This window comes from Bacillus sp. JJ1764 (genome assembly GCF_036962145.1).
Taxonomy (GTDB): Bacteria; Bacillota; Bacilli; order Bacillales; family Cytobacillaceae; genus Neobacillus.
The window spans coordinates 13,140-25,831 of the sequence record NZ_JBALNY010000011.1 but is presented as its reverse complement, the minus strand read 5'-3'; the positions used below and the strand labels follow the sequence as shown (position 1 = coordinate 25,831).

Annotated in this window: 13 protein-coding genes and 1 pseudogene; 4 read left to right on the top strand and 10 right to left on the bottom strand. The window is 35.9% G+C overall.

The features are described 5' to 3' along the window. Positions 1-173: 173 nt before the first annotated feature. Together V7083_RS01825 and trhA are read right to left on the bottom strand one after the other, a co-directional pair. Positions 174-443 carry a CD3324 family protein gene (locus V7083_RS01825; RefSeq protein ID WP_335474754.1) on the bottom strand — a complete coding sequence of 90 codons (270 nt, stop codon included), beginning with the start codon at positions 441-443 and terminating at the stop codon, positions 174-176. A gap of 287 nt (positions 444-730) precedes the next feature. Continuing rightward, complete coding sequence (gene trhA, locus V7083_RS01820) at positions 731-1,372, bottom strand: PAQR family membrane homeostasis protein TrhA (RefSeq protein ID WP_335474752.1); 642 nt, start codon at positions 1,370-1,372, stop codon at positions 731-733. A 164-nt stretch (positions 1,373-1,536) separates the two neighbouring features. Here trhA and V7083_RS01815 point away from each other — a divergent pair. Beyond that, a pseudogene (locus V7083_RS01815) lies at positions 1,537-1,674 on the top strand (GNAT family N-acetyltransferase); the annotation flags it as partial. A 33-nt stretch (positions 1,675-1,707) separates the two neighbouring features. On the opposite strand, the gene V7083_RS01810 reads toward V7083_RS01815, so the two are convergent. The 8 genes from V7083_RS01810 to V7083_RS01775 all read right to left on the bottom strand — a co-directional run bounded on the left by V7083_RS01810 (position 1,708) and on the right by V7083_RS01775 (position 10,898). Continuing rightward, positions 1,708-2,568, bottom strand: coding sequence for an AraC family transcriptional regulator (locus tag V7083_RS01810; RefSeq protein WP_335474750.1), 861 nt, complete (start codon positions 2,566-2,568; stop codon positions 1,708-1,710). 487 nt (positions 2,569-3,055) lie between these two features. Next, positions 3,056-4,114, bottom strand: coding sequence for a PrsW family intramembrane metalloprotease (locus tag V7083_RS01805; RefSeq protein ID WP_335474748.1), 1,059 nt, complete (start codon positions 4,112-4,114; stop codon positions 3,056-3,058). A gap of 255 nt (positions 4,115-4,369) precedes the next feature. Then, positions 4,370-5,704: a PTS sugar transporter subunit IIC gene (locus V7083_RS01800; RefSeq protein ID WP_335474746.1), complete on the bottom strand. Its 1,335-nt coding sequence runs from the start codon at positions 5,702-5,704 to the stop codon at positions 4,370-4,372. Between the two features lie 85 nt (positions 5,705-5,789). Continuing rightward, on the bottom strand, positions 5,790-6,077 hold the full coding sequence (locus V7083_RS01795; protein WP_335474743.1) for a PTS sugar transporter subunit IIB: 288 nt from the start codon (positions 6,075-6,077) through the stop codon (positions 5,790-5,792). Then, positions 6,052-7,473 carry a glycoside hydrolase family 1 protein gene (locus V7083_RS01790; RefSeq protein WP_335474741.1) on the bottom strand — a complete coding sequence of 474 codons (1,422 nt, stop codon included), beginning with the start codon at positions 7,471-7,473 and terminating at the stop codon, positions 6,052-6,054. The genes V7083_RS01795 and V7083_RS01790 overlap by 26 nt, the downstream gene beginning before the upstream one ends. Continuing rightward, on the bottom strand, positions 7,470-7,796 hold the full coding sequence (locus V7083_RS01785; protein WP_335474739.1) for a PTS lactose/cellobiose transporter subunit IIA: 327 nt from the start codon (positions 7,794-7,796) through the stop codon (positions 7,470-7,472). The genes V7083_RS01790 and V7083_RS01785 overlap by 4 nt, the downstream gene beginning before the upstream one ends. Before the next feature lie 170 nt (positions 7,797-7,966). Then, complete coding sequence (locus V7083_RS01780; protein ID WP_335474736.1) at positions 7,967-9,871, bottom strand: BglG family transcription antiterminator; 1,905 nt, start codon at positions 9,869-9,871, stop codon at positions 7,967-7,969. A 124-nt stretch (positions 9,872-9,995) separates the two neighbouring features. Next, entirely contained in the window at positions 9,996-10,898 is a 903-nt protein-coding gene (locus V7083_RS01775; protein ID WP_335474734.1) for an EamA family transporter, read from the bottom strand. A gap of 550 nt (positions 10,899-11,448) precedes the next feature. On the opposite strand from V7083_RS01775, the gene V7083_RS01770 reads away from it, so the two are divergent. The 3 genes from V7083_RS01770 to V7083_RS01760 all read left to right on the top strand — a co-directional run bounded on the left by V7083_RS01770 (position 11,449) and on the right by V7083_RS01760 (position 12,609). Then, a complete protein-coding gene (locus tag V7083_RS01770) occupies positions 11,449-11,655 on the top strand; it encodes a hypothetical protein (RefSeq protein ID WP_335474732.1) in 207 nt (68 codons plus the stop codon). A 260-nt stretch (positions 11,656-11,915) separates the two neighbouring features. Continuing rightward, the gene (locus tag V7083_RS01765) at positions 11,916-12,254 is read left to right on the top strand and encodes a DUF3889 domain-containing protein (RefSeq protein WP_335474730.1); all 339 of its coding nucleotides are present in this window, start codon (positions 11,916-11,918) and stop codon (positions 12,252-12,254) included. A gap of 166 nt (positions 12,255-12,420) precedes the next feature. Next, positions 12,421-12,609 carry a hypothetical protein gene (locus V7083_RS01760; RefSeq protein WP_335474728.1) on the top strand — a complete coding sequence of 63 codons (189 nt, stop codon included), beginning with the start codon at positions 12,421-12,423 and terminating at the stop codon, positions 12,607-12,609. The last annotated feature ends 83 nt before the right edge of the window (positions 12,610-12,692 follow it).

Here is a 12,692-nt window from a genome sequence, read left to right as displayed (position 1 = left end):
GACATTGATTTTCTTCCTAGATTTCGCTCATGCACGAAGGAAATGCGTTAGCATTTTCGAGGAGTCTTCGTGCCTTCCTCTCCAATCAACATAGTATAAAAAATCAACAGTGCCGTTTAACAGAGCCTTTACATAAAAAAGCACCGATGACGGTGATCATCAGTGCTGTTCCACTACTTTTTATGTGAATAAACTATTTTCTTAATGGTTTCGGTTGAAAGGAAATGTTCCTTAGCTAGTTGTTCGATACTGCTGCCACTAAAAAAAGAATTTCTGATTGTGGCATTACGGTAATCAAGCAGCTTTCTCCCGCCACTCGAAGTCCCCCATTTCTGGTGCTTCGTTTCAGGCTTCGGAATGTAAAGAGTTTCCCCTTGTACATACTTTTGGATTTCCAAAACTAGCTTTTCAGGTAAAACTTTATTTGCATTCATATATTTCAATTCTGCCAGCCCCTTATTTTGATTTTGAAAAAAATAAGGTGCAAAGCCAAATTAGTAGAAAAGCTGTTCAGCGATAATTTTAAATATTTCGCCCCATGCAAAGTATCGCCTTTCCATTAATAGGCTTTGCATGAGTGGAAGAAGTACCAGACAATCGATCATGATTCTCCATCTGTAAGCACCCCCTTTAATTTAATTATTATAGCAAATTGTACTATTCGTTTGAACCGGTTAATACCGATAAATAACGACAAAAAAGACCTCCTAAAAGGTCTTCATGGAGCGAATTAATTTAAAAGCGTTAACACACTGAAAAAGTGCATAATGCTGCCGCCAATGACGAAAATGTGCCATACAGCATGGTGGAACTTGAATCCCCTCCAAATATAAAAAACAGATCCTAACGTATATAGCACCCCACCAATAATCAAAAACAGTAAACCATTAGGATGCATGTACTCGGATATAGGTTTCCAAGCAAAAACAATTAACCACCCCATTAATACGTATAACGCCGTGGATGTGAACAAAAATTTCTTCACAAAAAAGGATTTAAAAATGGTGCCACCGATGGCCATTCCCCAGACAATCCCAAAAATCGTCCAACCGATCCAGCCTTTAACAGCTATAAACATAAATGGAGTGTAGGACCCAGCAATAAAAAAATAGATTGAAGAATGGTCGAATATTTCAAATAGATTTTTCACTCTACTTCCTTCAGGGAAAGCATGCAAGAGTGTCGACGATGTATACATTAAGAACATGGTAGAACCAAATAAAGTGAAACTAACTATATGCCAAACATTACCGTATAACGAGGAAAATACAATTAGTAATACTAGTGCTGCTATACTTAGAAGGGCACCTATTCCATGAGTAATGGAATTGGCAACTTCCTCACCTGTGCTAAAAGTATGTGTGTTAGCCATTTTAATGTCTCCTTTTGAAAATTGGTTCGATAGTATTTCTATTATTAAAATACCATACCGACAAACACAATTGGAAACTATACGGTTATTATATTAAGGTATATGCTGGAAATTAGATCCGAAATTATAATGAAAGAATGCAAGACTATAAATGGAAATTTACTTATGCTGCTTTAAACAGGGCAAAAGTGCTAGGTTATCATTCTGTCATTGGCTTAGGACAGAATGATTATTATTCTAAGTTTGGTTTTAAACCTGCAAGCTTGTGGAACATTCGAGCTCCATTTAAGGTAAATAAAGAAAGCACAAGAACCGAATGCCCTTGTGCTTTTTTGTTACTTTTTAATAGGTATCCATATTTCACTATAATAATCCTCGGATGAAGGGTCAGCGTCGCTAGGGTAAACTTCCAACTCGGGTCCATCAGCATGCTGATATCCGGTTGCCGGAAACCACTCTGAAAAGATCCTTCCCCATGCTTTTTGTATGGTAACAGGCATGGCACCCTTTACTGGGAAAATCGCCCAGGTAGCAGAAGGAATTTGTCGTTCCTCCCAATCTGAAGGAATCTGATCAACATTCTTTTCTGCACAAATTAAATAAGTTAGATTTTCTTGTTCTTTATCAAAATCCATGCAAACTCCTATTAAACCCAGTGGACCACAGTTTTTTGCAAGCTCACGTGAAAATCCATTCTGATTTGATTCAACCCAGAAAGCCGCTATATTTCGGTGATTTTCTCCACCAATTGTTGATGTGCGAATACTTTTTCCTACCACAGTAAAAGCATTTTTTTCGACAATCTTGTATTCCATTTCTACATCACCCTTTAACTGAATTTGAAAAGAGAGTCTCGGATATGCCTTCAAGATTTGACTGTTTTTTTTGGCATCAGAGGGATTAATTCCATGAATTCTCCGAAACGCTTTTGTAAAGGATTCTGGACTTTCATATCCATATTTCATGGCAACGTCAATCACCTTAGCCTTGGAATTAACCAATTCCTGTGCAGCTACTGTAATACGGCGATTTCGGATATATTCACTCACGGTATACCCCGTCAACATGTTAAACATTCGTTGGAAGTGAAATTTAGACATACACGCTGCAGCGGCAACATCGTCAATCAATAGATTGGTGTCTAAATTACTTTCCATATACTCGATGCTATCCAGCATTCTTTGAAGCCCTTCCATGTGAACCTCTCTCCTTTCTACATTAAGTCTACTAACATTAATTCCATCTTTCCTGACAATCTGTGCCCATTTATGACAGGTCCTTTTTAAAGAAGTCATATTAATATAAAAGTAAGCTTAATATTCACTATTTTATCAAACTTTCTTGGTGACTAAGCTATAAGAATATTCAGCAGTACGGGATTTTATTAGCCCTTCATAACGACCTTTTTACTTCCTCTTTTATCGGTACGGGCTTTATGAGCCTTTCATAACGACCGGGGTTGCTTTCTTTTTTATTGGTTCGGGCTTTATAAACGTTTCATAACGACCGGGTTGCTTCCTCTTTTATCGATTCGGGCTTTATAAACGTTTCATAACGACCTTTTTGCTGCCTCTTTTATCAGTGCGGGCTTTATGAGAACTTAGGCTCCCACCATTACCTTACTTATTATTTCCTAGCCAACAAAAAAAAGAGCGCTTCCCATTATGAGTTACGCTCTCGAACTTACGTCATTATTTTTCTTTCCCCAATCTCCTTTAGACCGACACGAATAAACAGGAACACAACAACCCATGAAGCAGCTGTTAAAAAGATGTGTCCAAAGGGAGACATACCAGGTATCGAAGTGTCCCATAGAGCATGCATGATGACCACTAAGAAAAACACACGCAAAAACTTAACATGAAAAAGCAGTTTTAGTTTAAATGGATGGTCCCCTTGCACTCGGCAGAAGGCCGCGCCAGTAAGAGCTGCCCAGGCAATATGCCCACCGGGAGCAAAGATTCCTCGAAATAGAATCGTGTTGTAGAGATTTGCGCCGTCACCGGAAAGCATGGCCCTAAGCGCATATCCGGCTGTCTCAAACGCCGCAAAGCCTGCTCCAACGGCGGCACCCATGAGAAGACCGTTTAGAATATATCTGTATTTTCGGTATCGTACAAAGGTAATGACGGTTATCGCTTTTGCCAGTTCCTCAGCAATGCCAATCGTAATCGGGTTTATATTGTTTTTCAAAATATCGAAAAAAACAAGTGCAGCTAACATGGAGAGAATACCGCCAATCAATACCACATAAATCACTCGATAAAAGGCAATATTTTGAGGAGCATTCATCTCCCAGAAAAAGATTAGTGTTGTAAATGGAACTGCAAACGAGCCAATAATAATAAGACCAGGGATAAAGTTCACATTCCCAAAATAGCTAACACCAATGTAAAATCCTGTGAATGCTAGAAGCGCAATGATGAACACCCTTGCAAAAAGCCAAGGTTTTGGCCAAGTTTCTTTCACTTCCGATATTTTTGGAGTTGTCAGGGCTGTTCCTACGATAAACAGACGTTCCGCTTCCAGTTCACTATGATTACGAAAAACACGCGAAAACACATTTTGAAACTTCGGCTCAATGGATCGTTCAAATTTTGGAACCATATCAACATAATGAGCAAATTCATAAAAATAACTGGTATCATCCTCTTCACCATTATTTTTATGAAACTTTTCACCGCAGTTTATGCAGAATTTTACTCCATCTGGATTGGTATAAACACATTGCGGGCATTTCAAAAAAACTCACTCCTCTAACAAGTAACTACCTTAAAAGAAGTATGCCCATTATTTGGTGAAATTCGCCGTTCATTAGATTTCACCTAGTTAAAGCAGGGAGTGCCTAATTCTTGGATATTCCTGTATAAGATATTATTAAAATTCTGTCTTTTCTGTAATTACTCACTAATAGAAAAGGCATTCCTAACTGCTTATTTAGAATGCATTTTGAGTTAAATCTAAAGGGTCCCTTTCCGATACCTTTAATATTTTCCACTAATTAAGATTAATGCTATCTCCAGATTCAATGTTCTTTTTATTACATTCTTGTTCTCTAATATACAGCTGACGGTCATAAACTTTTAGGAAAGGGTAGTAGATTACGGTATCTAAAATAGTCAAAACAATGACTAGAACCGATGCTTTCCAATCTAAAGTTGAAAAGAAAGCTCCCAAGAACGAAGGCATATTCCATGAAACCATTGAAAAAGTTTTCGAGATCATGCCCCAATCCATAAGCAAAAATGTAATCACTGCATTTACTGTTGAAGCAAAGATAAATGGTACGAAGAAAATAGGATTAAGCATCAATGGGATTCCAAAGATTAATGGTTCAGAAATCCCAAATAAGGCAGGAAGGAACCCAACTCTCCCTAATGTTTTTAGCTGCTTAGATTTTGAAAACAATAAAATAACAGCTAAACCAAGTACAGCTCCACACCCGCCAATAGCAACAAAGTATACCCAAAATGGAGTAGTAAATATATTGGGTAGAACTTCTCCGGCTACCTTTGCAGAGGCATTAATTGATAAATTGCCGTCACGGATTGGACCAACAACCCCTGAAAGTGCAGCATCATGGATACCAAAGAACCATAAGAAGTGCGTAAGTACAGTTATAAAAATAACAAAAACTAAGCTATCTGCTGCTTTAAAGGCTGGTGCCATTTTCGTAAAAATAAAGCTGGCGAATGATGAGTCAAACGAACGGAATAAAACAAAGATCAAAATATAAATTGTAATCAAAATCATTCCAGGAAATAGAGAGGCAAATACATCACTTAAGCTGGGCGGCACACCAGGCGGCATAGAGATTTTCCCGAAATTCTTCTTTTTCATCAATTGATACAATTCTGTCGTTAGAATGGCAATAATTAAGGCTGGGATAATCCCTTTTCCATCAATAAATGAAAAAGATAATGATTTTCCCTCCCATCCTAATTCAAGAGGTTCTGTAACAGTAAGGAAAAATCCAACTAGTGAAAATAAAATCGGAATAAAACTATTTAAGTTATAATGACGGCATAAAAAGTGAGTCACGCCAACACAAATATACAAAGACATGGCACCAAGCGTAAAGGCATACAACCAGTTTAATAGCAATTCATTTGCAACAGCAAAGTCCTTCCAGGCAAGCAATATACCATTGGTTGTCGACTCTGTAACTGGGGGTGATTTAACAATGGCTGCTAGGCCACCCATTAAATTAATTGGTAATAAAGTTATGAAGGCATCGCGAATCGCAGCCAAATGACGTTGTTGTCCCATTTTATTTGCAATTGGCATGATTCTTCTTTCCATTACCTGACTCATTGCAGAAAACCTACTCATGATTAACCCTCCCTTTAAAATAGAACTCTATTGTATTTATGGGCATCTGTGGTTTACAGGGTGCCCGACACCTTCTCTAAACCAATTACTCTAAGTGCTTTCTAATATCATTTAGAATTCCTTCAGCATCCATTAATCCATACTTTTGAAAATCGATTTGAATGACCGGAGCGGAAACAGCTTTACGGATTTCCTCCAATTGGAATCGGATTTGAGGTCCTATTAATAAAAGGTCCTTATTTTCTATGTGATCCTTATATTCACTAACACCTACCGCCATAATTTTCATCTTACCACCGGAGGCAATTTCCATTTTTCTTGCAAGGATGCCTGATGACATTCCAGCATTACAAACTAACAAAATTTGTTTCATATTCTCTCTTCCTTTCGATAATTTCTCCGTTAGATTCACATACCTTTTTATACCAATAATAAGAAGCTTTCGGCTTTCTTTTACACTGATTTTCCCAGTCAATTGCTACAAGCCCGTAACGTTTTTCACATCCATTTTTCCATGAGTATAAATCCATCGTTGACCAAATGTAATAGCCTCGTACATCAGCACCAGCCTCAACTGCCCGAAGTATTGCATCAATGTGATCATTTAAAAAGACAATTCTTTTCTCATCTTGGACTTGGTCTATGCTCACATCTTCATAATCTGCTACACCATTTTCAGTTATATAGATAGGAATGCCATATTTTTTATAAGACATTAATATTCCTTCATAAAGTCCCTGTGGAAAAATTTCTGTATCCCATTCTGTAAACTCAGAGTTTGGATCCCACACTTGTTCAAACCAATTTTTTACCACGACTTTACTAGTTCCTTTGGCTAAGGAACCACTATTGTTAATCCTAAGTACTGTCTCTCCACCTGAATAAGGGCGAATAAGAGCTCTAGCGTAATAGTTTAAGCCGATAAAATCAACCGTATTTTCTTTAATATCTTTAAGGTCTTTCGGTAGAATAAAGGAGAGATTGTACTTCTCGTTCAATTTCGTTAACATATCTATTGGAATTTCACCTTTAATAGCAGTGTCCAAAATCCAATTATTAAAGTAGTTATCGGCATTTCTCATCGCCATTTTCGTTTCTAAGGAATCATCCACACCAAAGATTGGTGCATAACTATGTACAATTCCAATTTTCCCTTTTAAGCCCATTTCTTTGTAGATTTTTATCGCTTTTGCGTTCGCGAGCATCATGTAAAAAGAACCTTCAATGGTTTTTTGCGTATCATTAACTCCTGGTGGGTAATTTCCAATTTTATATCCACTAAAAACATAGTATCTAGGCTCATTAAAGGTAGTCCAATAGGTAACTTTTTTACCATATTCAGAGAACACCAGTTTTACAAGCTCTTCATAAGCTGCCATAATCCTACGACTTGTCCAACCGCCAATATCCTCTAAATACTGTGGTAAATCCCAGTGAAAAATAGTAACAAATGGTTCAATTCCATTTTTTAGACATTCATCAATGACATTATGATAAAATTGAATTCCCTCCGGGTTTATCTCCCCTTCAAGATTTTTTATTAATCTTGGCCATGCGAGTGAAAAACGGTACGAATTATGTCCCCCCTCTTTCATCAGGCGAATATCTTCTTTGTACTGGTGATAATGATCAGAAGCAATATTACCATTCTCTAAATGATTATTGTGAAGATACGTATCCCAAAGTGAAGGAACACGGCCGCCTTCATCCCAGCCACCTTCACATTGATAGGATGCTGTTGCTGTTCCCCAAAGAAAATTCTTCCTCATCCATTACACCTGCTTTCTATTTTCTCATGAAGATCTACTATCTCTATCGCTAATTCAACTATTATTTGACCAATTGCAAAATGGTCCTCACCATGCATAAGTAATAATGAAAACTCTGGTGAATTGCCGTTAGCTTCTTCATAAATCAAACCTGCGTGCACCTTTTGAGCTTTCTTCAACTCATCCTTTGCGTGATCAATTTTTTCCCTTGCTGCTTTTATTTCTCCTTTTTTTGCGTGGGTAATGGCTTCCATTCCAATACTTTTTGCATTCCCACTATGGAGAATTAGGCCAAAGGATACCGTTTGAATTTCATAATTCATGGTGTGTGCCCCCTGTCTTTGAAATATCTTTCACACTTTTACTATAATTTTTAATCAAAGTTTTGAGAAATAAAGTTTTTCCTCATGCCTTAGGAAAGTAATTACTCGTAAATCCGAAGCAAGAAAAAAGCACCCGCTGCAAGAATAGCTGCGAATGCTTAGTATCATTGTTATTTTGATATCTCATCCAAAAATTGCTGAAAATAATTTACTCGGATAATATTTTTCATCTTACTTGGTTTTTCTAAAAGGCTAATTAGATCGCGGAATAAATGATCATGCAGTTCTTTTCCATCATTAGCAAGCGCAAAAAGTAGAATAAGTTGTACCTGTTGCATACCCCATTGGATTGGTTTTTCTAAAATACCTATCGAAATAATAGTTTTTTTAGCAACTTTTTCACTAGGATGGGGAAGAGCTAAAAGATTTCCAAACGATGTCGGTGAAATCGCTTCTCTCTTTTTAATGTAATTCTCATAGTCCCTCGGTACATAGTGCTGCTCATTTAACTTTCTACAAAGAAATTCTATTACTTGATCAGGTGTTGAAAAATCTAAATGATTAAAAAAGAGTGATTCCTTGAAATAATTCTCACTTCCTTTAATTCCTTCACGTTTATCTAAAAAGAAATTATTAAGCTGTTTTTCCTGATTTTCTGTGATAAAGGGTGAAACAAGTAATACTCGACCAGATGTATTTAATTCCATATGGATTGTTGTTAAAACAAGGTCTGGCTTAAAAAGCGATAGTTGCTCCAGCTCATTTAAAGAAAATAACCCAATCTCTTTAATATAATCAGCATATTTTTGCAGCTTTGCTTTAATGAGTTGGCTTGAAGCAAATCCTGTTGGACAGATAATCGCTACCTTTTTTTTACAAGTGTTATTGATAGTTGCACGTTCTAGTGAAGCACAAAGGTGCAGGGCAATTAAACCAAATTCATCTTCAGAAAGCTCTTGAGCAACTAATTTACCAAATAGATTTCCTACGAATTTTGCCATTTCATAGATTAATGGATAGGTTTTTTTTGTTTCTTCTAGAATTGGATTTCTGAGGGTTCCCCCGCGATTGACACGATTGTGTAATTCTTTAATGTGTAAACACAATCCAACAAACAGCTCATCATCATTTTGAAAATCAATTAAAAATTTCTCATTAATTGATTTAAGTAATCGCTTTGTTAAATTGAGGTAGAAGGGATTTTCATTTCTTTCAATCTCGTTTCTTAATCTCGCTCTATAATTAAGGGTCTTCTTACCAGCGATAAGTTGTGCAATATAGTTAATTTCTGGATGAGGAAAGGTTATATCATATAATTCACTAATAGATTCACTAATTTTATTGGCTATTACAAGGTCCTCTTCTTCATACTGAACAGTAAATTCACTAATGGATATCGGATGATCGTTTAAAATAATTTTATCGGTAATAATGGCAAGATGTAGAACTACGTTCATAAGTGCCATATCCGTTAAGTGGATTTCATGCTGATTAATGTTTTTTAATAATATATCTTTAATGTCTTGTAGATTTACTTTATTAAAGAACCCAGAGTAGGGAACGATATCAAATATGTTTCCCCTTGCTTCATTTAATAAAACTCTTACTAAAAGGGAGCGCTTACTCTTTTCGTTTCCCAATAGCAGCACTTGATTATCTCTTCTTTCCAATTCCAAGTCAATAAGATACTGGAGCTTAATCCGTTGAATGTCTTTTTCAATCGTTGATTCACTTACAAAAAGTTCATCAGCAACATCAAATAAATTTATGGTTTCCGATGAAAAAAGTAGCTTTCTTAAAATATAGGTAATTCTTTCATCGGCGCTAGAAGGAATTAAACTGTGTTGTCTTTGAATTAACATATTTACGAGTTGTTTTTCTGAAAGGAAATAGCCATTTTGCTTTGAAGAAGTGATTAATTCCTTTTTTTCTTTTGAAAAATTAGAATTAATCATCTGGATATCGTTACGAATGGTCCTAACACTAACGCCTAAAAGGTTTGCAAGAACATTTCCCTTTGTCCATTCCATCTGCTTACTAAGAAACCTTAATAATTCTAATTGACGTCCATTCATTACCTTAGGGCACCCCTACCTATAAATGATCATTTTTTCATTCATTCTACAATAATTTCATTTTTTCTCAATCATTGATTGAATCTATGATAGAAATTAAGAATCACTGTGTCCTAAATCAATTTTACGCTACTTCTTTACTAAACTGGCGTTTTTCCTTCCAATTTAATAAATATTGGGGGGCAATAATTCCGAACAATATAAGAGCGATTCCAACCCATTGAAGTACAGATACCGCTTCGTTTAACAAAGTAATCGAAGCAATGATTGCTGTTGGTAGTTCAATTGAACCTAAAATCGTACTAAGACCTGGACCTACTTTTGGAGCTCCAATTGTGAAACAGACATTAGGAATAACAATACCGAATAACCCAAGAAACACAGAATATTTCCATAGTCCCGATTGCAAGGTTCCATCAATGATAAAGACTGGTGGGAAGGCAATACAAATCATAATTGTTGCCCCGGTTGCCATGATTAAGCTTTTTGTATAAGGAGGTACCTCTGTTGCTACACGACTGCTTACAAAAATATAGAAAGAAAAAGAAAGAGCAGCTAGTAATCCGAATATAATTCCTTTCCATGAAAATTCTTGTAAAAATCCCTGAAATACACCTCCAGCGAAAAGTGTACCAATGAATAAAATAATAACAGATAGAATTTTGCCCAGACTTGGAAAAATCTTATTCGCAAAAGCCTCAATAAAAACACCCATCCAGGAAAATTGAAATAGAAAAACAACAGCAACTGACGCAGATAATTCCTCCACAGCAAATCCATAAAAAATACCTGTCATGCTCATCGTTGTTCCAACAATTAGCAGGATAATCACCTGCTTCTTTAAAACTTTATGCCTTGAGAAAAGAAGGTCGATTAATAAAAGTACTAACCAACCAAATAAATATTGACCTCCTATTTGCTCTTGAACGGAAAATCCGTCTAAAAAGCCAAGTTTCACCACTGTTGATAGGAGTCCATAACTAAGCCCACCTAATAAAACCAACAGTGAATACTTAAAATTCTGCATCTACTTCCTCCACCTCGTATCAATAACTTTCCAAAAAAAATACCCGTTATCCACGAGCGGATAACGGGTGAACGAAACAGAGCCAAAGCTCTACAAAATTTCACCACTCACTATTAATGAGTTTGGGAAGATTTAATATTCATAAAAGGATTTTAACAAATGGACATAAATAAGGTCAATATGAAAGTTGCTCAGTAATTTGATACTTCTAAGACCAGATTCAAAACTTGCTAAATAAAGTAGAATTTCATTAAGATAGTTTACATTAACCTTATTTACAAAAAAACAGCCATCAAAATTCTAATTGCCACTAGAAAAATGCCCCAATGGAAGGTCCTCATTTTAGTATAGTTCATTACTGAGTTCCACTGAATTACCTTTCTCCAACAATTTTCTAATCTTTTTATTTGCTCCACTTGAATACCTTATTTCTTTTCATCTTATACACAAAAGGAAGATTACTGCTATTGGCAATCAAATTGTTATAAATAAAGACAAGTACACCATTACGCTGACAATAATTTCTTTCCGCACCTTTTTGTTTAGGGATGTGACGTTTGAAGCTATTAAAAATGAATTGGACGGACAAATTGTTGATATTACCTCATCAAAAGGTGACAAAGTTCTGGTTACACTTGAGGAATATGATGAAGTTAAAAATGAAAGTAAAAGCCAAACGATTTCTTATTCCATCCCATATGCTTATCGGAATCCTTACTTCACAACTAGTCCTAGTGCATGTAAATCGTATAATTGAAAAAAGCAAAGACAAAATTTCACATTCCTTATATCAACTGGTCTGATTCGAAGCCTTTGCTTAGGAGACTTTGTGGGCATTTCAAAAAAACTCACTCCTCTGACAAGTAACTACCTTAAAAGAAATATGCCCATTATTTGGTGAAATTCGCCGTTCATTTGTCTACTGCCAGTTAAAGTGGACTGCCCCTAATCCTCGGATATTCCCGTATAAGATAGTATTAAAAAACGAAAGATAATAGTAAAAAAGAGGCTTGCCGCATGGGAAAATTAATCATTCGTTTCATCATTAGTTTCGTTTTTTGCTTAAGTAGTGTCGTTCCACTTCATCTAACAAATACCACATACGCCCAACAGAAACCTATTCCTTCCTATGCTAAATGGGGACGTCTGGCATTGACGAAAACGCAGGAAAAGTACCCAAATGCCCAAATCATTGATTATCTCCATATTGGGAGAAAGAAGGGTAATCAAACATCAACGGAGAGATTTAAATTTTGGTTAAAAGATCGAAGAGAATTTGGGGTTTTTGTAAATATTGAATTTAACAATAAGACAGAAAAGGTTATTAATGTCACATTTAAGGAAACACCCAAATGAATTCTCTTATCCCAAATCAAATTCCAGCAACCTCCAATTCAATATTCCTTGTGACAGGTTCCAATTGTTCATATAACTTGTCAGCATATAAAAATATATATACTCATATATTTATATCGTGTTCAAGGGATTGCTAAGAAGGTATAAATTAGCTGGGGGAATTACATTGAATCATACAGACAAAGAAACTAAAGGCATTTTAAAAAACAAGAAACTATATGTACATAACAACATTAATCTATCATTTCATTTCGGAGACTCACTGAACTTACTTGCCCTAATTGGAGGGGTGTTTATGATTAAAACGATCTCCAAACAGTACAATAAGAAAGAACAGAAGAAAATGCCTCTCTGATTAATAATGTTCCTTGTGAATTCGATCAATTCATTTAATAGGGACTTTTAATATTTGGCTACGTCAAACTTGTCTGTTGATTT